Origin of the sequence: Brevibacterium sediminis (genome assembly GCF_013623905.1) — a bacterium.
Classification (GTDB): domain Bacteria; phylum Actinomycetota; class Actinomycetes; order Actinomycetales; family Brevibacteriaceae; genus Brevibacterium; species Brevibacterium sediminis.
Genome location: NZ_JABKDD010000001.1, coordinates 297,706 through 318,493, shown reverse-complemented (window position 1 = coordinate 318,493; position 20,788 = coordinate 297,706). Strand labels below are relative to the sequence as shown.

Annotated in this window: 21 protein-coding genes and 1 riboswitch; of the genes, 7 read left to right on the top strand and 14 right to left on the bottom strand. The window is 65.6% G+C overall.

Going from position 1 to position 20,788, the window contains the following annotated elements; genetic code table 11:
• Positions 1-22 precede the first annotated feature (22 nt).
• From HK108_RS01485 to HK108_RS01460, 6 genes are all read right to left on the bottom strand, one after another.
• Positions 23-850, bottom strand: a complete 828-nt coding sequence (locus tag HK108_RS01485) for an ABC transporter ATP-binding protein (protein ID WP_181270407.1) — start codon at positions 848-850, stop codon at positions 23-25.
• Positions 847-1,860: a FecCD family ABC transporter permease gene (locus HK108_RS01480; protein WP_139467407.1), complete on the bottom strand. Its 1,014-nt coding sequence runs from the start codon at positions 1,858-1,860 to the stop codon at positions 847-849. The genes HK108_RS01485 and HK108_RS01480 overlap by 4 nt, the downstream gene beginning before the upstream one ends.
• Before the next feature lie 86 nt (positions 1,861-1,946).
• Positions 1,947-3,014 (bottom strand): iron chelate uptake ABC transporter family permease subunit, encoded by a 1,068-nt coding sequence (locus HK108_RS01475; protein WP_139466886.1) that lies wholly within the window; start codon positions 3,012-3,014, stop codon positions 1,947-1,949.
• Between the two features lie 96 nt (positions 3,015-3,110).
• Positions 3,111-3,596, bottom strand: a complete 486-nt coding sequence (locus HK108_RS01470; protein WP_181270406.1) for a SufE family protein — start codon at positions 3,594-3,596, stop codon at positions 3,111-3,113.
• The gene (locus tag HK108_RS01465) at positions 3,596-4,504 is read right to left on the bottom strand and encodes a sulfurtransferase (RefSeq protein WP_181270405.1); all 909 of its coding nucleotides are present in this window, start codon (positions 4,502-4,504) and stop codon (positions 3,596-3,598) included. Before HK108_RS01465 ends, HK108_RS01470 begins: the two co-directional genes overlap by 1 nt.
• Positions 4,505-4,576: 72 nt before the next feature.
• Positions 4,577-5,365 carry an alpha/beta fold hydrolase gene (locus HK108_RS01460; RefSeq protein WP_139466883.1) on the bottom strand — a complete coding sequence of 263 codons (789 nt, stop codon included), beginning with the start codon at positions 5,363-5,365 and terminating at the stop codon, positions 4,577-4,579.
• A gap of 91 nt (positions 5,366-5,456) precedes the next feature.
• Here HK108_RS01460 and HK108_RS01455 point away from each other — a divergent pair, with 91 nt between their 5' ends.
• Entirely contained in the window at positions 5,457-5,915 is a 459-nt protein-coding gene (locus HK108_RS01455) for an NUDIX hydrolase (RefSeq protein WP_139466882.1), read from the top strand.
• 38 nt (positions 5,916-5,953) lie between these two features.
• Here the strand turns inward: HK108_RS01455 and HK108_RS01450 are convergent, their stop codons facing one another.
• The 6 genes from HK108_RS01450 to HK108_RS01425 form a co-directional block, all read right to left on the bottom strand.
• Entirely contained in the window at positions 5,954-6,910 is a 957-nt protein-coding gene (locus tag HK108_RS01450; protein WP_139466881.1) for an ABC transporter substrate-binding protein, read from the bottom strand.
• A 100-nt stretch (positions 6,911-7,010) separates the two neighbouring features.
• Complete coding sequence (locus HK108_RS01445; RefSeq protein WP_282433163.1) at positions 7,011-8,489, bottom strand: amino acid permease; 1,479 nt, start codon at positions 8,487-8,489, stop codon at positions 7,011-7,013.
• A gap of 106 nt (positions 8,490-8,595) precedes the next feature.
• A complete protein-coding gene (locus HK108_RS01440) occupies positions 8,596-9,915 on the bottom strand; it encodes an FAD-dependent oxidoreductase (protein ID WP_181270404.1) in 1,320 nt (439 codons plus the stop codon).
• 27 nt (positions 9,916-9,942) lie between these two features.
• Positions 9,943-11,196 (bottom strand): alpha-hydroxy acid oxidase, encoded by a 1,254-nt coding sequence (locus HK108_RS01435; RefSeq protein ID WP_139466879.1) that lies wholly within the window; start codon positions 11,194-11,196, stop codon positions 9,943-9,945.
• The gene (locus tag HK108_RS01430) at positions 11,193-11,852 is read right to left on the bottom strand and encodes a response regulator transcription factor (RefSeq protein WP_139467405.1); all 660 of its coding nucleotides are present in this window, start codon (positions 11,850-11,852) and stop codon (positions 11,193-11,195) included. Before HK108_RS01430 ends, HK108_RS01435 begins: the two co-directional genes overlap by 4 nt.
• Before the next feature lie 29 nt (positions 11,853-11,881).
• A complete protein-coding gene (locus HK108_RS01425) occupies positions 11,882-13,078 on the bottom strand; it encodes a sensor histidine kinase (RefSeq protein WP_139466878.1) in 1,197 nt (398 codons plus the stop codon).
• Positions 13,079-13,231: 153 nt separating this feature from the next.
• Between HK108_RS01425 and HK108_RS01420 the strand changes: the two genes are divergently transcribed.
• Positions 13,232-14,455 carry a DedA family protein gene (locus HK108_RS01420; protein ID WP_181270403.1) on the top strand — a complete coding sequence of 408 codons (1,224 nt, stop codon included), beginning with the start codon at positions 13,232-13,234 and terminating at the stop codon, positions 14,453-14,455.
• Here the strand turns inward: HK108_RS01420 and HK108_RS01415 are convergent.
• Both HK108_RS01415 and thiE read right to left on the bottom strand, forming a co-directional pair.
• Positions 14,409-15,374 (bottom strand): ketopantoate reductase family protein, encoded by a 966-nt coding sequence (locus HK108_RS01415; RefSeq protein WP_181270402.1) that lies wholly within the window; start codon positions 15,372-15,374, stop codon positions 14,409-14,411. The genes HK108_RS01420 and HK108_RS01415 overlap by 47 nt on opposite strands.
• Entirely contained in the window at positions 15,371-16,054 is a 684-nt protein-coding gene (gene thiE, locus HK108_RS01410; protein ID WP_229663897.1) for a thiamine phosphate synthase, read from the bottom strand. Before thiE ends, HK108_RS01415 begins: the two co-directional genes overlap by 4 nt.
• An 11-nt stretch (positions 16,055-16,065) precedes the next feature.
• A riboswitch (TPP riboswitch) is annotated at positions 16,066-16,169 on the top strand.
• Between thiE and thiO the strand changes: the two genes are divergently transcribed.
• From thiO to HK108_RS01385, 5 genes are all read left to right on the top strand, one after another.
• Positions 16,159-17,316, top strand: a complete 1,158-nt coding sequence (gene thiO / locus HK108_RS01405) for a glycine oxidase ThiO (RefSeq protein ID WP_139466874.1) — start codon at positions 16,159-16,161, stop codon at positions 17,314-17,316. It overlaps the preceding riboswitch by 11 nt.
• Positions 17,313-17,570: a sulfur carrier protein ThiS gene (gene thiS / locus HK108_RS01400; protein WP_139466873.1), complete on the top strand. Its 258-nt coding sequence runs from the start codon at positions 17,313-17,315 to the stop codon at positions 17,568-17,570. The genes thiO and thiS overlap by 4 nt, the downstream gene beginning before the upstream one ends.
• A 1-nt stretch (position 17,571) precedes the next feature.
• Positions 17,572-18,339, top strand: a complete 768-nt coding sequence (locus tag HK108_RS01395; protein ID WP_139466872.1) for a thiazole synthase — start codon at positions 17,572-17,574, stop codon at positions 18,337-18,339.
• Positions 18,336-19,616 (top strand): molybdopterin-synthase adenylyltransferase MoeB, encoded by a 1,281-nt coding sequence (gene moeB, locus HK108_RS01390; protein ID WP_139466871.1) that lies wholly within the window; start codon positions 18,336-18,338, stop codon positions 19,614-19,616. The genes HK108_RS01395 and moeB overlap by 4 nt, the downstream gene beginning before the upstream one ends.
• Before the next feature lie 507 nt (positions 19,617-20,123).
• On the top strand, positions 20,124-20,768 hold the full coding sequence (locus HK108_RS01385) for a mismatch-specific DNA-glycosylase (protein ID WP_181270400.1): 645 nt from the start codon (positions 20,124-20,126) through the stop codon (positions 20,766-20,768).
• The last annotated feature ends 20 nt before the right edge of the window (positions 20,769-20,788 follow it).

The following is a 20,788-nucleotide window of genomic DNA, read 5'->3' as shown; positions in this document are numbered from 1 at the left end:
CTCATTTCCGGGATACGTGCGCTCAGCGCTGAGCGAATGTCTTCTTCGGTGCTCCCGCCACGATCATCGGCGCACCCGTGACCGGATCGTCGATGACTGTGCAGTCGATGCCGAAGACCTCGTTGACGAGTTCCGAGGTGATGATCGTCTCCGGAGCCCCCTGAGCGACGATCGAACCGTTCTTCATGGCGATGATCTCGTCGGCGTAGCGGCAGGCTTGGTTGAGGTCGTGGAGGACGGCGACCAGCGTGTGCCCGTATTCGTGATTGAGCTGCGAGAACAGGTCGAGCAGCTCGATCTGATAGGCGACGTCGAGAAAGGTCGTCGGTTCGTCGAGCAGCAGGAGGGAAGTCTCCTGAGCGAGCACCATGGCCACCCAGACGCGCTGACGCTGACCGCCGGAGAGCTCGTCGACGAGCCGTGAGGACAGCTCTTCGGTGTTCGTCGCCCGCAGCGCCGACAGCACAGCTGCTTCATCGGCGTCGGTCCACTGGCGCAGGAACGACTGATGCGGGTGCCGCCCGCGGGAGACGAGCTCGGCGACCGTGATCCCGTCCGGGGCGATGGACGACTGCGGGAGAAGACCCAACCGCTGGGCGATCTTCTTCGTCTTCATCTTCTCGATGTTGTTCCCATCGAGAAGCACAGTGCCCTTCGCCGGCGGCAGCAGTCGCGCGAGAGCACGCAGCAGAGTTGATTTGCCGCAGGCATTGGGGCCGACGATGATCGAGAACTTACCGTCGGGAATGCTCACGTCGAGATCGCTGACGATCTGGCGCTGGTCATAGGCCAGGTCGAGGTTCTCGGCGATCAGCGGGGAGGCTGCGCCTGCGGGGTTGGGAATGCTCATGATGCCTTCCGAGCTTCTTGGATGAGGAGCCAGATGAGGTAGATGCCGCCGATGCTCACGGTGATGACGCCGACGGGCAGTTGGATATCGCCGAACGCATGTTGGGCGATGAGGTCGGCGGCGACGAGGAGCAGTGCTCCGACAGCCGCGGAGGTCAGCAGGCTGGTGCCTTGCGCCCGCGCGATCCGCCGCCCGATCTGCGGTGCGGCCAAGGCGACGAAGGCAATCGGACCGGCCGCGGCCGTGACCACGGCGACGAGGGCGACGGCGATGACGATGAGAACGGCACGGATGGGCTCGTTGCGTACGCCCAGCGCTTTCGCCGTATCGTCACCGAGTTCCAGAGTGCCGAGATCTCGGGAGAAGAGTCCGCAGGCCAGACCGAGGACGATGGTGGCCACAGCCGCCGGTGCGATCGTCGACCAGCCCATTCCATTCAGGGTTCCGGCACCCCATGTGGCAGCGGCCATGGCGAGCTCGAGATCGGCGCGCATGATCAGCCAGGTGTTGAAGGCGTTGAGCATCGCCGTCAGTGCGATACCCACGATGATGAGCCGGAAGCCCTGGACCCCGCCTTTCCAGGTGAGCAGGTAGACGACCACGGCGGTCAGGAGTCCGCCGATAATCGCGCCCGCCGCGGTGGAGACGAAGCTCGTGCCGAAGACGATGATCGTGACGATGCCGCCGGTGTAGGCACCGGTGGAGAAGCCGATGATGTCCGGGGAGCCGAGAGGATTGCGTGTCAGCGATTGGAAGACGGCTCCGGAGACTCCGAGTCCGGCGCCGAGGACGATGCCGGCGATGATGCGCGGTGCCCGCCACTCCCCGACGACGGTATTGACGATGCGCTTCTCAGCGGCCCCGAACAGGCCCTGGAACACTTCGGTCGGAGTCAGCGAGAACTTGCCGAGCATGAGACCGGCGAAGCCGCAGGCCAGCGCGATCAGCGTGATGATTCCGGCGGTGATGACAACCCGCAGGTCGATGCGGAATCCGAAGACTCGCAGCATGGGCCGGCCGAAGTCGACTTTCTCCCCCGGCAGTGCATGCGGGTGCGCGGTGAGGCTGCGGTCGGTGACAGCGAGGTTGGTGGTCTTCACAGGCCGCTCGCCTTCTTTCGACGGACAAGGGCGATGAGCACCGGAGCACCGACGAACGCGGTGACGACTCCGACTTGGAGTTCGCCGGGTTTCATCACGACTCTGCCGATGACGTCCGAGGCCAGGAGCAGAATGGGAGAGAGGACGAGTGAGTAGCCGAGGATCCAGCGCTGGTCGGGACCGACGATCCAACGGGCGATGTGCGGAATCATCAGGCCGATGAATCCGATCGGTCCGGCAGCGGCCGTAGCCGCTCCGGCAAGGAGGGTCACCGCGAGGATGGAGAGCACTCGGGTGCGGTTGACCGAGGTGCCGAGGCTGGCGGCCAGATCGTCGCCGAGGGCCACGGCGTTGAGTGAGTGGGACAGTGCCAGTGCGAGCACGGTGCCGATGACCATGAACGGCAGGATCGCGGTGATCGTATCGAAATCGCGGCCGGCGATCGCGCCGACGTCCCAAGATCGGAAGGCGTCGAAGGCGCGTTCGTTGGTCAGCAGGATGGCTTTGGTCAGTCCGGTGAGCACAGCGGCGACGGCGACTCCGGCCAGAGTCAGGCGGATCGGATCGACCGTGCGGCTGCGGCCCGCGGACCCGATGACATAGACGCCGACAGTGGCGACGAGGGCGCCGGCGAACGCGAACCAGATGTAACCGGTGATCGAGGAGATCCCGAAGAATGCGACGCCGATCGTGATCGCAAGGGACGCACCCGCGTTGACGCCGAGGATGCCCGGATCGGCCAGGGGGTTGCGCGTCAGGGCTTGGATGAGACCGCCGGCCAGGCCCAATCCCATGCCGACGAGGATGCCGAGCACGGTCCGCGGCAGGCGCAGTTCGAGGACGACGAGCTGATCGTCGCTGCCGGTGGGCGCGAAGAAGGCTCGGAGGACCTCCGAGATCGGCATGTCCCTGGCGCCGATCGCCAAGGAGGCTGCGATCACGACGATGAGCGCAATGATCGCTGCGACCAGTCCCAGTACTCTTCTGATCCGCAGGCTCCCACCGGTCGGATGACTGGTGTCGGTATGCGGTTTCGCCTCGGCAGAGGTGGCGGAACCGGTCATCGAGGTGGTCCTTTGAGTGAGGTGGCGGTCAGGTGACTAAGGGCAGGCTAACCACACTGTAACTCACCGGACCACCTCAGCCAAGCGAGAGAGGTCTCACTCGGCTGTGATCTTGCCGATCCTCTCGGACACCTGCCGCTGGATCCGCGAGAGCATTCCGCTCATTCCGCGCAGCCTCAGCGGGCTGACGATCTCCGACATCGACAGCCGCAGGGGCAGGTCGGCTGGAACCGACAGGATCGCCTCGGCGGTGGCTCCGTCGAGCCCTTCGTGCAGGATCCCGGCGAAGCCCCGCGTGGTCGGCGCCTCCGGGGGCGCGGAGAAGTGCAGGCGCACTTCCGCCCGCTCCCCCGCCTCGGGGTCGGTCACCTCGGTGACGAGGAAGATCGGCGACTGGCATTCGGGTACCGGCTCGAGCAGCTCCGGGTGGTCCGTGTACTTCTCCGGCAGGTCGGGAAGGTCCGTCGCGAACTCCAGCAGCACCTGGAGACGGTCGTCGGACGGGGTTTCGGCGAAGTCCGTGACGATCTCCGCCAGAGCCTCCGGCAGATCGTCGGTCTTAGGCGTCGTCGTCTCGCTCATCAGCGTCCGGGCACCTCTCCCGGCTCCGCTCCGGTGACGATCGGCACGCCGACGACATTGCCCCATTCGGTCCAGGAGCCGTCGTAGTTGCGCACGTTCTCATATCCGAGGAGGTGCTTGAGGACGAACCAGGTGTGGCTGGAGCGTTCGCCGATCCGGCAGTAGGCGATGACCTCGTCGCTGGCGCCCAGCCCTGCCTGCTCGGTGTAGAGCTCCTTGAGTTCGGCGGCGGACTTGAAGGTGCCATCTTCGTTGGCTGCCTTGCCCCAGGGCATCGACTTCGCGCCGGGGATATGGCCGCCGCGCAGTGCGCCTTCCTCCGGGTAGGCGGGCATGTGGGTGCGTTCGCCGGTGTATTCCTCCGGGCTGCGCACATCGATGAGCGGCAGGTCGCCGAGGCTGTCGCGGACCTCGGGCAGGAAGGCGCGGATGACCGAATCGTCGCGTTCGACGACGGGGTATTCGGTCGGTACAGGCTGCGGCTTGTCCGTGGTCATCTCGCGGCCCTCGGCCTGCCATTTCGCGCGACCACCGTCCATGAGGCGGACGTCTTCGTGGCCGAAGAGAGTGAAGACCCACAGCGCGTAGGCGGCCCACCAGTTGGACTTGTCGCCGTAGACGACGATGGTGTCATCGCGGGAGATGCCCTTGGCGGACATGAGTGCGGCGAATCCTTCGCCGTCGACGTAGTCACGGGTGACCGGGTCGTTGAGTTCCGTGTGCCAATCGACCTTGACCGCTCCGGGAATATGCCCCGTCTCGTAGAGCAGCACGTCTTCGTCGCTTTCGACGATGACGAGTCCGGGATCGCCTGCATGCTCAGCCACCCAATCGGTGCTGACCAGTCGGGTTCCGTCCGCGTATTCGGCGAACTTCTCTGCGGAATCGGCCGGGATCGAAGTGCTCACGCATTCCTCCTGAGGGTTTGAGTCCAATTGTGCTCGCTGTGGCAACGTCGAGCGCGTTCAGCATATTCCCTTTCAGGGCCGGCTGAGGAATGCCGTCAGTGCTGAGACGAACTCACGCGGTTTCTCCGAATGCACCCAATGCCCCGAGCCTTTGACCGTGAGAAGGGTGGTGCGGGGGAACAGACTGCGCATCTGCGGCAGGTCGTCACGGTCGACATAGTCCGATTTCTCACCGGCGACCCAGAGGACCCGATGGTCGAAGACGGCACCGCCCAAGTCCGGGAAGCCTCCGATGATGTCGAGGCTCGAATGCAGCAACGCGAGGTTGGGCTGCCAGGAATACCCCGCCGAGGTGGGGCGCAGGTTCTGCAGCAGGAATCCCCTGATCGCAGCCTCGGGGATCGGGTCCCGAAGCGCCTCATCCGCGTCGGTACGCGATTCGATCCGGTCGAGGTCGAGGGAGGCGAGACTGGAGAGCAGATGGTCGAAGACTCCGGTGGACCCGCCGGCATCGGGGCCGATGTCGACGACGACAAGGCGGTCGATGAGTTCCGGGTGACGCAGGGCGAGAACCATGGCGACCTTTCCACCCAGGGAATGCCCGACCAGGTGCACGGGCTGATCGCCGGGATCGACCGCCTCGGCGATATGGGCCGCCACGGCATCGGCGAGCTCGACATAGTCGAAGGTCTCTGTCCATTCGGACTCACCGTGGTTGGGCAGGTCGACGAGGAGACTGGAGAATTCGGGCTCGATGTCCTTGGCGATGCGGGTGAAGTTCTTGCCTCGGCCGAACAGGCCGTGGAGGAAGACGACCAGGCGCCCGGACTCGCCGATTCGAGTGCTGTTGATGGTGGTCACGATCCCAGCCTAGCCCGTGCCGTTCTGCATATCAGCAGCCCTGTTGAGATTCTCCCCGGGCGGTCACTGCTGACGCGGGTAGGGTGAGGTCATGCACTTCTCCGAATATGACACCCGACTTGCCGGTTATGCGGTCATCGTCAATGACGACGACGAAATCCTCCTCAGCTGGTTCAACGGCGGAAAGGACCGCCTGCACGCGATCTGGACCCTGCCTGGCGGCGGAATCGAGTTCGACGAGAGCATCGAAGCCGGCACGGTCCGTGAGATCAAAGAGGAGACCGGGTTCGACGCTGAGGTCGTCCGCCCTCTGACCACTCATTCCTTCACGGAAGCACGTCGCAATCCGATCTTCAGCGATTCGACGGATCGTCCTTTCAAAGGCGTACGGGTCGTCTACGAGGCGCGGATCACCGGCGGCACCTTGGGCACACTCGAGGTCGACGGGACGACGGATCGGGCGGAATGGCTGCCGATCGATTCGCTTCAAAATGTGCGGCACGCCCGCATCATCGACCTCGGCCTGGATGCGTGGCGTGCCGCTGTGTGAGTTCTGCGCAGGGGCGCGCAGCAGCGCTCGTCAGTCGGTTACTTCACCTTGTCGGCGATGAGTCCCGGGAGCTCCTCCGCGGTGTACTTGGCCGAGAGGATCGAGTTGAGTGAGAATGCCTTGCGGATGTCGTCATTGTCGTTGGTCAGAACGAGGTCGTGCCCGTCCTTGACGGCAGGAATGCGCTTGTAGGCAGCATCCTCGGTGACATCCTTGTCCTCGATGTAGATCGGGAACGTCAGGAGCAGGTCCGCGTCGAGCTGATCGAGGTTCTCCTCGGAGATCGGCACGGAGAAGCCGTCCGCCTTCATTCCGGCGATCGTCTCGGACTGCTTGAAGCCGAGCTGCTCCATGACCTGCACGCGACCTGATTCCTCGACGTAGGCACCCCATCCCTCGGAGGTCTTCGCTGCCACGGTCACGGACTTGTCCTTGAACTCCGGATGGGCTTCGCGCGCATCGGCGTAGGTCTCGTCGAGGTCGTCGAGCAGCTTCTTCCCGTCGTCTTCCTTGCCGAGCGCCTGGGAGACGAGGTCGACCTGCTGGTCCATCGTCGTCAGGTAGTTGTCGCCGCCTTCCGGCACTCCGACCGTGGGAGCGATCTCAGAGAGGCGGTCGTAGCGCTCCTTCTCTCCGGAGCTGTTCGTATCGAGGATGACGTCGGGCTCAAGTGCGGCAATGGCCTCGTAGTCGGGTTCCATCGTCGCGATGATCTCCGGAGCTTCGTCGTAGAGATCTTCGGCCCACGGCCCGACGCCCTTGCCGCCGAACTCGACCCAGTCAGAGGCGCCGACGGGCTGGACTCCGAGCGCCAGAGCGGTCTCGGCATCGCCCCATCCCAGCGCCACGACCTTCTGCGGGTCGGCGGGCACCTCGACGGCGCCGAACTTCGTGTCGACGGTGGGCCCCGAGGCCTCGTCGGCTGAATCTGCTCCTCCGCCGCAGCCGGCGAGGACGAGAACGGAGGCAATCACTGGGGCGAGAATACGGCGCATGGAATCCTTCTTGAGTAGTTAGGCGAGCCTAGCTTAACCCATTTCTCCGGCGGTTCGAATCCGACCGCACGGCCGCCTCGGCGAGGAATCGACCAAGGGATCAGGGAGCCTTGATCTCGAGCCCATCGACGTCCATGTCATCGAGGGCGACCATGCGTGAGCGGCGGCCCGTGACGATGCGGTGGATGACCCACAGAAGCAGGAACGCAGGAAGCCCTGCATAGGCGCTGGCGACCTGGAGCAGCTGCCCGTTGACGATCGCCTGCACGTTCTGCCCGATGATGACGACGATGAGCATGATGAGCGCGATGACCGGGCCGATCGGGAACAGCGGCGCCCGGTACGGCAGGTCCGCTACAGCGCGCCCCTGCCGCACATAGGCGCGGCGGAACCGGAAGTGGCACCAGGCGATGCCGACCCAGACGATGAAGCCGGAGAGTCCGGAGACATTCATCAGCCAGGTATAGGCTCCACCGTCACCCATGATCTCGGTGAGGAATCCGAACAGTCCGATCATGGCGGTGGCCAGCAGCGCCATGACGGGGACTCCGCGTTCGTTGAGTCGGGCGAACAGCCTCGGCGCGGTTCCCTCTTTCGCCATGGCGTAGAGCATGCGGGTGGAGGCGTAGAGGCCGGAGTTGCCGGCGGAGAGGATGGCGGTGAGGATGACGGCGTTCATCATGCCGGCGGCCACGGCGATTCCGGCGCGTTCGAAGACGAGAGTGAACGGGGAGGCCGTGATGTCCTCATTGTTCGCCGAGGCCAGCAGCGAGGGGTCGGTATAGGGCAGGATGAAGCCGATGACGGCGATGGCGCCGATGTAGAAGAGCATGATGCGCCAGAACACGGTGCGGATGGCGCGCGGCATGTCCTTGCGCGGGTTCTCCGATTCCCCCGCGGTGACGCCGACGAGCTCGGTGCCCTGGAACGAGAATCCGGCGATCATGAAGACGCTGATGACGGACATCCATCCACCGACGAACGGAGCCTCGCCCTTCGTCCAATTGCTCACCCCGGGTGCGGTTCCGCCGAGGATGCCGGCGATCATGAACACACCGAGGACGAGGAACGCCAGCACGGCCGTGACCTTGATGGCGGCGAACCAGAATTCGCCTTCGCCGAAGGCCTTCGCGGACAGGAAGTTCAGCCCGGCCAGCAGAATGAGGAAGACCGCCGCCCAGATCCACGAGGGCACGTCGGGGAACCAGAAGGACATGATGACGCCCGCGGCGACGAGTTCGGCAGCCAGGGTGATCGCCCAGTTGAACCAGTAGTTCCAGCCCATGGCGAATCCGAACGAGGGACTGACGTATTTGGTCCCGTAGGTGTGGAACGATCCGGCCACGGGCAGGTGGGTCGACATCTCGCCGAGGGACTGCATGACGAAGAGGACCATGATGCCGATCGCGGCATAGGCCAGCAGGGCGCCGCCGGGGCCGGCTTGTGAGATCGTGCCGCCGGAGCCGAGGAAGAGCCCGGTGCCGATGGCACCGCCGATGGCGATCATCTGCAGGTGGCGGGACTTCAGTCCCCGTCGGAGTCGGCGGTCTTCGTTCGCCGAGGCGGCTGGCATTCCCATGGTCATCCTCGTTCGTGGTTCGGCAGGTCCGCGCACGAGGACCCTGGCCATTCCTACCACACACGAGGTCGCCCGCAGCCGATGAGGAGGCAGGGTGGGAGGAGGGTCACATCCGTTTGGGCGGGGACTCGAGCAGCTGCAGTATCGGTTTGAGCGCGGTGCGGATGCTGATGAAGCGGAACGCCTGGTCGCGGGCGAACGCGAAGAGTCCGGACCTGCCGAACATCAGTCGGGCCAGGGACCGCGAGTTGTCATGAGCGGCCTCGACTCGCGACCGCTGGCGGGCCTCGAAGCGTTCGAGCGCTGCGAATGCACCTGGCCCGGTCGTCAGGGCGGAGAGTTCGTCGGCGAGCACTCCGGCCGATTCCATCGCCATTCCGGCCCCGATTCCGGCGGTGGGAAGGAACCCGGCGGCGGCATCGCCGAGCAGAACGGTGCGACCACGGCTCCAGCGCTGCGCTCGCGAATCCCGCAGCGGCCAGAAGAACGGTGCTTCGGCCTTTTCGACCGCGGTGAGGCAGGCGTCGATCCGCGGAGTCATCACCGTGAGTCGACTGCGGACCTCGGCGGCGAACCGCCGGGAGCCGAGCGGCTGCCGGGCGTCGGGACAGCCGAGAAAGACTCCGATGGCGCCCTTGACCGGATAAATGCCGAGGAAGAATCCATCGCCCCATATCTCATCGACGGCGTCCTGATCGTCATCCGCCTCTGCCCAGCAGACCCATCCGCCCCATGTCGTGTCCACAGCGGACTCTGACGAGGGCTTATCAGAACCGTCAGCGGAAGTCTTGCCGGAGCCGGACATGGCGGTCGCGGCAGGCCCACCTGTCACGAGCCTGCGGGTTCGGGAATTCATTCCGTCTGCGATGACGACGGCATCGAATTCGAGCACTTCTTCCTGGCCACGGCTCTGTTCCTGCTCTCCAAAGCGCTGTCGGCCGACGCTCGCCTGGGCCAGAGTCACAGTGGCGCCGTCGCCGGACAGACCGGTCACTGTGGTGCCGAAGGCGATCGGGCAGTCGCTGCCGGTGAGCACGTCGAGCAGCGCTGAGCGGGAGATCCCGCGATAGTCGCCGAAGTCGGCCAGAAGATCACCGAGGTGGTCCTGTCGGAGGACTTTCCCGGTGTGTGCATGGGCGATATAGCGATCGATGCCGACGCTGGCTTCGAGGTAGGCTTCCCGGCACTCGAGTTCTTCGATGATGGGATCGACCATGGGCATGAGGGCGAGCATATATCCGGCACGATTGTCACCGATCATCCGACCGGAATCGGCCGACCGATCGATGAGGGTCGGGTGCATCCCGCGACCCCGGAGCAGCTGCGCCAGGGTGATCCCGGCGATTCCGGCTCCGACGATGAGAATGCGCGGCTCGTCCGAGTCCACGTGCTTCAGCTGCTCGTTGACCGTTGCCGCGATGATCATGCGTGGTCTCCTTCGTCGGGCCGAGGCTCACACAGCGTCGGTCCGCAACTCCCCGTCAGCGGCCGGTGCCTGAGGCAGCCCGCGGACGAGCTCGGGACCCAAATCAGAGATGCTCCGGGCACCCATAAGTCCCATGGCGGTGAGGATTTCCTGTCCGATGAGCTCGATTGCCCGCTCGACGCCTCGCTGGCCTCCGGCCATGAGCCCGTACAGGTACGCCCGGCCGATGAGCACGAAGTCGGCTCCGGCGCACAGCGCGGCGACGACATCGGTGCCGGACATGATCCCGGAATCGAAGATCAGCTCCATCTCCGGTCCGACCTCCGCACGGACTTCGGCCAGTGAGGTCAGCGAGTCCGGAGCCCGATCAAGCTGCCGGCCGCCGTGATTGGAGACGACGAGTCCATCGGCGCCGATCGACTGAGCGCGGCGGGCATCCTCGGCGGTGAGAATTCCCTTGACGAACAGGCGTCCGTTCCACTGTTCGCGGATCCACCGCAGGTCATCGAGGTCGAGGGTCGGGTCGAACATCGTCTTCGTCATCTCCGCGAGGGACTGGGAGGTGTTCGACAGCGACGCGTATTTCGGCGGTTCGGTGGTGAGGAAGTTGAACCACCAGCCGGGTCGATAGGAGGCGTCGAGGATGGTTCCCAGCGTCAGTCGGGGCGGGATCGTCAGACCGTTGCGGTGATCGCGCAGACGCTGACCGGTGATCGGAGTGTCGACGGTGACCAGCAGGGTCTCGTAACCGCTGGCGGCGGCCCGCTGGATCAGATCGAGGCTGCGCTGCCGATCCTTCCACAGGTAGAGCTGGAACCACCGGGTGGAATCCGGCGCCGCCTGCGCGACGTCTTCGACCGAGGTCGTGCCCATCGTCGACAGTGAGAACGGGATTCCGGCCTTCGTCGCCGCACGCACTCCGGCGACCTCGCCTTCCGAGTGCATCATGCGGGTGTAACCGGTCGGGGCGATGCCGAAGGGCAGCCGGGTTCGGGCACCGGCGATTGTCGTCGACGTATCCGGCGCATCGACTCCGTGGAGGATGCGCGGAAGGAGCTCAACGTTGCCGAGCGCCTCACGGTTCTTCGCCAAGGTCCGCTCGTCCAGAGCGGCACCGTCGACATAGTCGAACGGCGCGGTCGGCGTCACGCGCTTGGCGATGCGGCGGAGGTCCCAGATGTCTGCGGCCGACTCCAATCTGGCTGCGACCCGGTCGAGTCGGGGCAGGTCGAACTGCAGCAAGGGGGCGAGTTCTCTCAGATCGGGCAGTCGGCGCTTCATCTCTCTCCTCGTTCTCGGTTGAGGTAGGCGAGCACTGCCGCGACACGGCGGCTCGTGGTCTCCCCTGCCTGGAGGCCGAGTTTATCGAAGATGGAGCTGATCGCCTTTTCGACGGAACTGACCGAGACGAAGAGCCGTTCGCCGATTCCCCGGTTCGACAGTCCTTCGGCCATCGCCTCGAGCACTTCGCTCTCACGTGGAGTCAGCGTCGACAACGTATTCTGCCTTTCCGAGGTGGTGAGCAGCTGCCGGACGACGTCGGGGTCGATGACCGTTCCTCCCTCTGCGATCCGCTGTACGGACTCGAGGAACCGGTCGATGTCGGTCACCCGGTTCTTCAGGAGGTAGCCGACGCCCACCGATTCGGTGCTCAGCAGCTCCGTCGCATACTCCCGCAGCACATACTGGCTGAGGACGAGGACTCCGATATCCGGGAAGCGACGTTTGATCGCCAACGCCGCTTCGAGTCCTTCGGTGGTGTGAGTCGGAGGCATCCGCACATCGACGATCGCCAGGGTCGGGCGCAGCTCGGCGACCGCCCGCAGCAGCTCCCCTCCGTCTCCGACGGACGCGACGACGCTGATCCCTTCGTCTTCGAGCAGACTGCGGACGCCCTCTCGCAGCAACACCGCGTCATCGGCGAGGACGACGCGCATCCGGTTCTCTGTCTGGACCTCTGTCGTGTTCACTTCTGTCTCTTCTCCTTCGTCGTGCTGCCGTCCTGTGCGTCGGTCCCGAACGGGATCCGAGTTCGAACTGTGGTGCCTGCGCCCTCAAGGGAGTCGACCTCGAGATTCCCGTCGAGCGCTCCGACCCGCCGTGTGAGCCCTTGGAGCCCTCCCCCGCGCGGATCGGCTCCACCGACACCGTCATCGGAGACGGTCACGGTCAACGCGGTCCGGGGCTCGGCGACGACGCTCACCGTGATCGCGGACGCCTCGGCGTGTTTGACGACATTCGTGACGGCTTCACGGACGACGAAGTAGGCGGCAGATTCCACTGCGGGCGGAAATCTGCCTTCCGGCACGGTCACGAGGGTCAGCGGAATAGGACTGCGACCGGCGATCCTCTCGAGCACGGTTCGAAGACCATGGTCGTCCAGCGCAGTGGGATAGACCCGCCAGGCGACTTCCCGCATCTCGTCGATGAGGTCCTGGGACTGGACCAGCGCATCGTCGAGCAGCGCTTGGGACTTCGCCGGGTCAGAGGCACGCCTGGCTCGGGCGATGAGCACGGACAGGGAGACGACATTCTGCTGCACGCCGTCGTGCAGGTCCCGTTCGATCCGGCGTCGTTCCTCGTCGATGGCGAGCACGACTCCACGGCGGGTCGTCAGCAGCTCGCTGATGCGGGTGTACACGGCGAAGGGACGCTCCACCTCGACGAAATGAGCGTCGATGCGACCATGCGCCCAGCTTGCCGCCTCGGCCAGAGCGACGGCGCCGATGAGGTTCGCCGCCCCGTAGAGGACACCGACGAAGAGCGTGGGTTGCGAGATCGACCACATGTCGAACCCGATGTTGACCGCTCCCCCGATGAAGAATCCTTGGAAGAGCGATCCGAGAGTCACGACGAAGAATCCGCCGAGGAGGTTCGCGGTGGGAATGATGGCGAGTGCTGCGACCAGGCCGTTGCCGAGCAGGAACCGACGTTTGGTCGGCTCGTCGGCAAGGACGAGTCCGAACCCGCGAGAATGCCGAGCGAGTTCCCAGCTCCGCACCTTCGCGGCCATGCGTGAGGTGGGCGGAAGCACGGAGGCCATGAGCAGCGGCAGACACAGCAGACCGCCCCACGCGACGGCGAGTACGGACCGCGCCCACCGCGCGGTGAACATCCGTACTTCGGGAGGAAGGCGGGTGGACAGCGCGCTCGGCCAGGGCATGAGTCGATCGTAGCAACGCCTGACGCCGCCTCCCAGAGGTTCGGCCGCAGTCTCGGATTCCGGTTTTCCGCAATGGCGGTTGTTGTTCGACCGCACTGACCGTGTGCCCGACCGCGTACCGGCCCTGCCGTCTTGTGCCTAGCGTGGATGAGTATGGATCTCGCACTCGAGCTGCTCACTGCCACCCTCACATCTCCATGGGTGTACCTGCTCATAGCCGTGGCCGCGGCACTGGACTCGCTCATGCCGATTGTGCCGTCGGAGACTCTACTCATCACCGCTGCGACCTTCGCCGCGACGGGGCACCCTCACCCGGCAGGACTCATCCTCGCCGCTGCCGGAGGGGCTCTCCTCGGGGATCTGGCGGCTCACCTCGTCGGCCGATTCGCTGCGACCGGGGTCGGCCGATGGCGACGGTGGGCTCGCATCGCGAACCTGCTCGACTCCGCCCACACGGTCTTCTCTCGCCGAGGCGGGACCGTGCTCATCGCCGGCCGATTCGTTCCCGGGGGCCGCAGCCTGGCCACCATCGGCTCCGGTCTGCTCGGGTTCCCGATCCGCACTTTCCTGTTCTGGGACGGGATCGGCAGTCTCGCCTGGGCGCTCTATTCGACGGTGATCGGACTCATCGGGGGAATGATCTTCGAGGACCGGCCGCTACTCGGAGTCGCCGTGGGCATCGGCATCGCCCTGGCCATCACCGGCAGCGCCGAACTCATCCGCCGATTATGCCGGCGCCGCAGAGGACACACTCGGCACCGATTCACCGAATTCCAAGACCGAGATGTCACGATGGCAGGGATGTCTCAAACATATGTGTGGTACGTCAGCTACGGATCGAATATGGCTCGCGATCGGCTCGCCTGCTATCTGCAGGGCGGGCGACCGCCCGGGGCGATGGTCACCTATCCAGGTGCCAGGGACGCAACACTGCCCCGCGCAGAAGCCGGGATCGAACTGCCCGGAACGATCTATTTCGCCGGCGAGTCCAAGGTGTGGGGCGGCGGCATGGCCTTCTACGATCATTTCCTCCCCGGACCGACCCCCGCCAAGGCCTACCTCATCACTGCCGAACAGTTCGCCGATGTGGCGGCACAGGAGATGCACCGACCGCCCGAACCGGACAGTCCGCTGGAACGCCTCGTCTTCGATCTGGCAGCCGGCAGCTCCCACTCTCTGGGTCCGGGCGGGTACGAGACGCTGCTCGTCCTCGATGATGTCGACGGTGTCCCGATGGTCACGTTCACCGCCGCGCATCGTTCGTCAGACGTCGAACACGCTCAGCCGCAGGAGCCGTATCTGGCGATGCTGCGCACCGGCATTGCCGAAGTCAGAGCCGCTTCTGGGCTTCCCCTGCCCGCAGCTGCACAAGTGTGAGGTCGAGCAGCGGAGTCGCCACTCCCAGATCCTCCGCCTTGATCGACAGGTCGCCGAGGATGTGCTCCGTTTCGCTCGGCAGCCCTGCCGTCACATCCCGGTAGAGGGATGAGGTGAAGGCGGAACCGTCCTCGGTGAGCATCTTGATAGTCATGGCGTGGGAGGCTTCCGACACCGGGTGTCCTGCCGCAGCCGCCACGGCTTCGAGTTCATCGATGATGGCATACACGTGCGATCTGCCGCCGGCTTCCATGATCGCTCCGACCGGGGCGCGGAACAGGCAGGTGACGACTCCTGCCGCGGCGATGAAGATCCATTTCTCCCACAGCCCGTCGATGATTCCATCGACGGTCTGGAGTTTGAATCCGGGCACATCGAGCGCCTCGGAGATGCGTGTGGGCACTTCGGCGCCGTGGAGATCTCCGATGGTCATCACGGCCAGGTCGGTGAGCTGGACGACGGCTCCGTCCCTGATGGTGCCGACGATCTTGACGAACCCTCCGAGCACCTGTCCGGGGTATCTGCTCTGCAGCTTCTCGATCTGAGCCATGCCGTTGAGGAACGGAATGATCGTCGTCTGCTCGCCCACAGCCGGTCCGATATCGGCGATGACCGAGTCGAGTCCACCCGCTTTGACCGCGACGATGACGAGGTCGAAGGTTCGTGATGCGGCTGTGAGTTCCTCAGCGGTGATGACATCGACCTGATTCGTCCGATCATCACCGGGTGCAGTGAAGCGCAGTCCCTCCGCGCGGACCGTCTCCGCCCGTGCCTGCCGGAGCAGGAAAGTGACATCGCGTCCGGCCTCCTGCAGATAGGTGCCGAACGCTCCGCCGGTCGCCCCCGCCCCGGCGATGAGAACCGACAGGTCAGCGCCAGCACCGATTCCCTCGGATGCTCTGTCAGCTGCTTGGGTCATTCCAACTCCTCCTTGAGCTCCCGCGCGGCCGCAGCGGGATCCTCAGCCGAGGCTATCGCACGGACGACGACGGCACGCCTCGCGCCCGCCTGCCGGATCGCGTCCAGCCTCTCCCCGGTCGCGATACCGCCGATCGCGAACCACGGTTTGGCCGCCTCGGCGGCGGTGGCGGTCAGCAGCGCCGTCCCCACAGAGGCGCGGCCCGGCTTCGTCGGGGTCTCCCAGACCGGCCCGACACAGAAATAGTCGGTCTCCGGGTCCGCCTCGGCGGCGAGCGCCTGCTCGAGGGAATGGGTCGAGCGGCCGAGGATGACATCGGGTCCGAGCACAGCCCTGGCCTGAGCACTGGTGAGGTCGCCCTGACCGACGTGGAAGACGTCGGCGTCGGTCAGCAGCGCAACGTCGGCACGGTCATTGACTGAGAAGAGCTTGTCGTGACGGGCGGCAATATCTTTGAGGACCTCCAATGCCGCGATCTCGGCGCGGGCCTCGAGGCTCTTGTCCCTCAGTTGGATGATGTCGACACCTCCACGGTAGGCGGCGTCGAGGAACTCGGCGAGGTCGCCCTGACCGGTCCGGGCATCGGTGCACAGGTAGAGCTTCGCCTCTGCCAGTCGTGCCTCTCTCCAGGCTCTCTTCGTCTGCCGCGCTGCGGTGCGCGGTGGCATCTGTGTGGTCATGGTCATAGAGTAGAGGAGTTCGCGGGAGCCTCCCAACGAGGCTGAGAGGGCGTAAGAGCCGACCGTCAGACCTGATGCGGATCATGCCGCCGGAGGGAGAAGCTGTGAGAGTCATTGTCGTCGGCGCCGGGATCATCGGCCTGTCCACGGCCTGGTATCTGCGCCGCCTCGGTACCGAAGTCACCATCATCGATCCTGCGCCCGCTCAGGGTGCGAGCCATGCTGCCGCAGGGATGCTCGCTCCCGCCGCCGAGGTGGTCTGGGGGCAGACTCCCCTGTACCCGCTGATGCGAGCCTCCGCGCAGATGTATCCTCAGTTCTCCGCCGAGGTGGCGAGCGCCGCTGGCAGCGATCTCGGTTTTTCGGATGCCGGAACATTGGTGTGCGCCGGTGACCGAGCTGATCTGCAGGCTCTGCGGGAGCTGCGCGATGCACAGTCGCGGTCCGGTTTCGCCACCGAGCTCATCACCGGCAGTGCTGCCCGCCGGGTTGAGCCGTCGTTGTCGCCTGCCGTCGCCGGGGCCGTGCACATTCCAGGCGATCACTCGATCGACCCCCGTCGGCTCACTGCCGCATTGCTGACTGTCCTGTCCTCTCACTCAGGAGGCTTCATTCGCCAGCGGGCGGCCAGCCTGATCAAGGACGGCGATACGACTGTGGGAGTCGCACTGGGCGATGGCCGCCGGTTGGAGGCCGATCAGGTGATCATCTGCGCCGGCAGCGCTGTGTCCGCGTTCGTCGGTGCCCCGCAGCTGCCTCTGCGTGAGGTCTGGGGTGATGTTCTGCGACTGCGCGCCTCCGCGAAGGCGACTCCGCTGCTGAGCCGCACCATCCGCGGGCTGGTCAATGGTCGCCCCGTCTACCTGGTTCCTCGCCCGGACGGCGAGATCGTGCTCGGTGCCAGTTCGCGTGAGGACGGACTCTCCGGCACTCCGGCCGGGGCGATTCACCGGCTGCTCGCCGACGGGCAGCGACTGGTCCCGGGCATCCTCGACGCGGAGATCACCGATATCACCACCCGTGCCCGGCCCGGTTCTCCGGACGACCTGCCGATGATCGGCCGCATCGATCCCGGCTGCATCGTGAGCACCGGGTATTTCCGCCACGGCATCCTCTTGGCCCCGTTCGGCGGCAGGCTCGGTGCCGAGCTCGCCCTGGGCGTCGCCTCCGACTGGCCTCCTGACGGGACGCTCGAGTCCGTGTCCCCACACCGCTTCACCACAGACCACACCAGTGCCTACCCGATGAGGAGCATCTCATGACCGACCACGAACACTCACCGACCATCGTCCTCAACGGCGCTCGCCATGAGCTGCCGGGTGCCACCTCGGCGCTCGACCTCATCGCCGACGTCACCGGACGGGAGCTGAACCCCGATGGGACACCAGCCGACGGCGGCCGCCTGGGCATCGCCCTGGCCGTCGACGGTGAAGTCATCCGTCGCGGTGCCTGGTCCGATTGCACCCTGGCCGACGGGCACACCGTCGACATCGTCACCGCTGTGCAGGGAGGTTGAGATGACCTGGACGATCGATGATGTGGAGATGTCGTCTCGCCTCGTGATGGGCACGGGAGGGGCGAGTTCCCTGAGCATTCTCGAAGACGCACTCGTGGCTTCGGGAACCGAGCTGACCACTGTGGCGATGCGCCGTTTCGACGCCGAGTCCCGCGACTCAGTGTTCACCATGCTCCAGCGTCTGGGTATTCGGGTGCTGCCGAACACCGCCGGCTGCTATACGGCCCGAGACGCCGTGCTCACCGCCCGACTGGCCCGAGAGGCGCTGGAGACGAATTGGGTGAAGCTCGAGGTCATCGCCGATGAGGACACCCTGCTGCCGGATCCCATCGAGCTCTTCGCCGCAGCCGAGGAGCTCGTCCTCGATGGGTTCACGGTCTTCGCCTACACGAACGACGATCCGGCCCTGGCGAAGCGTCTGGAGGACGCTGGTGTAGCTGTGGTGATGCCGGCCGGTGCTCCGATCGGCAGTGGGCTGGGCATCCTCAACCCTCACAACATCGAGACCATCGTCTCCCGTGCACAGGTGCCCGTCATCCTCGACGCCGGTGTAGGCACCGCCTCCGATGCCGCTCTGGCGATGGAGCTCGGGTGCACCGCGGTGCTGCTGGCCTCGGCGGTCACCCGCGCCCACGATGCTCACGCCATGGCCCGGGCGATGGCTTTGGCCGTCGAGGCCGGGCATCTGGCGGCCGGAGCCGGGAGGATTCCCAAACGACCGTTGGCATTGGCATCATCGCCGTTCGATGGAATGCTCGCAGCACAATGACCACCGTTGCCGCCACTCCTCCGTCGCTGCCTCCTCTCGTCGACCCCGTGGAGTCTCTGTCCCGGACGGAGCTGGAACGCTACTCCCGGCACCTGAGCCTGCCGGGATTCGGACTCGAGGGACAACGGCGTCTGCGGGCCGCCTCGGTGCTGGTCATCGGCGCCGGCGGGCTCGGGGCTCCAGTCCTCAACTATCTCGCGGCCGCAGGAGTCGGGTCGATCACGATCATCGACGATGACGTGGTGGAGGCTTCGAACCTGCAGCGCCAGATCATCCACCGGAATGCGGATGTGGGCCGACCGAAGGTCTCATCTGCCGCCGATGCCGTGCACCGGCTCGATCCGAACTTCGAGGTGCGCACGATCGCGGAACGGCTGAGCCCGGAGAATGTGCTCGGTCTCTTCGCTGAACACGATGTCGTCGTTGACGGGGCGGACAACTTCGCCACTCGGTACTTATCCAATGATGCCGCCGAACTCACCGGCACCCCGTTGGTGTGGGGCACGATCTTCCGCTTCGCCGGTCAGGTGAGCACGTTCGTTCCCGGTCACGGGCCGATGCTGCGCGATCTGTTCCCGGATATCCCGGAACCCGATTCGGTGCCCAACTGCGCCGAGGGCGGAGTCCTCGGTGTGCTGTGCGGAACCGTGGGCTCGGCGATGGCAACCGAGGCGATCAAGCTCATCTGCGGCATCGGTGCCCCATTCATCGGTCGGCTGCTGCGCTATGAGGCGCTGACCGGGGAGTACTCGACCCTGCGGTTCTCCCTCGATCCCGACCGTCCCCCGGTCACCGACCTCACCGAGGTGGCTGCCGCCTGTGCTGTGGACCTCGACGGCGGCGGCGTGGCAGAGCCTGCGGCGGATGAGATCGACGTCGCCGAATTCCTGTCCGTCGAAGACGATGTGTTCGTCGTCGATGTGCGGGAGGACTGGGAACGTGAGCTGGCGGCCATCCCCGGCTCGATGCATCTGCCGCTCGGCGCCCTCCGAGACGGCGGGTGGCAGGCGCTTGAGTCGTTGCTCGGTGCCTCCGGCCGGGCTGAGGCACCGGTCGATATCGTCTTCCACTGCAAGTCCGGGGCCCGATCGGCCGAGGCCGCCCAGATTCTGTCCCGATCGGTCCCGACCGGAGTACGTCTGCGCTCGCTTGCCGGGGGCATCGAGGCGTGGGAGGCCGCCGCTCGCGCCTCGGCAGACCAGAGAGACCAGCGACCGGCAGATTCGAGGACCTGGGTACCGGTTCGCTCAGGAGCCGGGCCGGTCGGCCAGTCGTGATCGCAGTCCCCGTTCGCCGGCACTCATCACTGCCCCATGCATGAGTCCGGACAGCGGTCGCATCGCACTGATGATCGTTCTGCTCGTCGTCACACACCACAGAGAATCGATTGTCGTCACCCCCTCGGTGGCGGTCAGAGTCCATCTGCCTTCGCCGCGCAGATCACCACTCGCCCGGAACCGGATGTGATGGGGTGCATCGACCTCCTCGACTTCGATGGAGAACCGCAGACCCCCCGACCGGTGCGTGGACCAGAAGGCGGGCTCGGCTGCCTGGGGTCACCGGCAGATCGGCGGCATCAACGTCAGCCTGTGCGGCCCCGACCCTTTCGGCTGCTGTCAGTCCCGGCCACCACCCAGGCCACTCGTCGACCTGTTCCAGAACCGCCCACACCGATTCGATTCCGGCGTCGGTGGTCCAGCGGTCGTTGAAATGGAAGGGTGCGGACTCTCCGGGCTGTGGGGTCACATGATCGTGGCTCATGGTACGACGGTAGTGTGAAAGATGTGAGTGAGGACAACTTCGTCAGCAATCGTCGGCTATCCCCTCTGGGCGGTCGCAAACCGACCAAGGACGATCTCGCGGCTTTCGCCACGGACGACCCGGATGCGATCGACGATATTCTGCCGAGCGATTCCTCCGGGCTGAAGATGCTCATCGTCGGCATCAATCCGGGGCTGTGGACGGCCGCGGTGAATGCGCCGTTCGCACGTCCCGGCAACCGTTTCTGGCCGTCTCTGCATCAGGCGGGTCTCACCGATCACCAAGTCGATGCCTCGTGTGGGCTCGAGCCTGCGGATGAGCTGCAGCTGCTCAGTCGTGGAATCGGTCTGACCAACCTCGTGGGGCGAGCCACTGTCCGCGCCGACGAACTCTCCCGGCAGGAGCTGCGTGAAGGTGCGGCTCACCTCATCGAGCGTCTTGCCGATATCCGACCCCGGGCGGTCGCGATCGCCGGGATCACAGCGTTCCGCACCGGCTTTCAGGTGCCGAAAGCTCGGCTCGGCCGGCAGGATACGACGCTGATCGACGGGTGGCCGGCTGATGTGGCGCTGCATGTGGTTCCGCAGCCGAGCGGCCTCAACGCCCACTATCAGATCCCAGACCTCGCGCGGATCTGGCGAGAGGTCTGGGACAGCATCGACGGCTAGGACCGTTGGACAGGTCCGGT

Bases quoted from the DNA above. Each gene is read 5' to 3' on its own strand.
- HK108_RS01485 (WP_181270407.1), bottom strand. From the start codon at position 850: ATGAGCATTCCCAACCCCGCAGGCGCAGCCTCCCCGCTGATCGCCGAG.
- HK108_RS01480 (WP_139467407.1), bottom strand. From the start codon at position 1,860: ATGCTGCGAGTCTTCGGATTCCGCATCGACCTGCGGGTTGTCATCACC.
- HK108_RS01475 (WP_139466886.1), bottom strand. From the start codon at position 3,014: ATGACCGGTTCCGCCACCTCTGCCGAGGCGAAACCGCATACCGACACC.
- HK108_RS01470 (WP_181270406.1), bottom strand. From the start codon at position 3,596: ATGAGCGAGACGACGACGCCTAAGACCGACGATCTGCCGGAGGCTCTG.
- HK108_RS01455 (WP_139466882.1), top strand. From the start codon at position 5,457: ATGCACTTCTCCGAATATGACACCCGACTTGCCGGTTATGCGGTCATC.
- HK108_RS01450 (WP_139466881.1), bottom strand. From the start codon at position 6,910: ATGCGCCGTATTCTCGCCCCAGTGATTGCCTCCGTTCTCGTCCTCGCC.
- HK108_RS01445 (WP_282433163.1), bottom strand. From the start codon at position 8,489: ATGGGAATGCCAGCCGCCTCGGCGAACGAAGACCGCCGACTCCGACGG.
- HK108_RS01440 (WP_181270404.1), bottom strand. From the start codon at position 9,915: ATGATCATCGCGGCAACGGTCAACGAGCAGCTGAAGCACGTGGACTCG.
- HK108_RS01435 (WP_139466879.1), bottom strand. From the start codon at position 11,196: ATGAAGCGCCGACTGCCCGATCTGAGAGAACTCGCCCCCTTGCTGCAG.
- HK108_RS01430 (WP_139467405.1), bottom strand. From the start codon at position 11,852: ATGCGCGTCGTCCTCGCCGATGACGCGGTGTTGCTGCGAGAGGGCGTC.
- HK108_RS01425 (WP_139466878.1), bottom strand. From the start codon at position 13,078: ATGCCCTGGCCGAGCGCGCTGTCCACCCGCCTTCCTCCCGAAGTACGG.
- HK108_RS01420 (WP_181270403.1), top strand. From the start codon at position 13,232: ATGGATCTCGCACTCGAGCTGCTCACTGCCACCCTCACATCTCCATGG.
- HK108_RS01415 (WP_181270402.1), bottom strand. From the start codon at position 15,374: ATGACCCAAGCAGCTGACAGAGCATCCGAGGGAATCGGTGCTGGCGCT.
- thiE (WP_229663897.1), bottom strand. From the start codon at position 16,054: ATGACCACACAGATGCCACCGCGCACCGCAGCGCGGCAGACGAAGAGA.
- thiS (WP_139466873.1), top strand. From the start codon at position 17,313: ATGACCGACCACGAACACTCACCGACCATCGTCCTCAACGGCGCTCGC.
- HK108_RS01395 (WP_139466872.1), top strand. From the start codon at position 17,572: ATGACCTGGACGATCGATGATGTGGAGATGTCGTCTCGCCTCGTGATG.
- moeB (WP_139466871.1), top strand. From the start codon at position 18,336: ATGACCACCGTTGCCGCCACTCCTCCGTCGCTGCCTCCTCTCGTCGAC.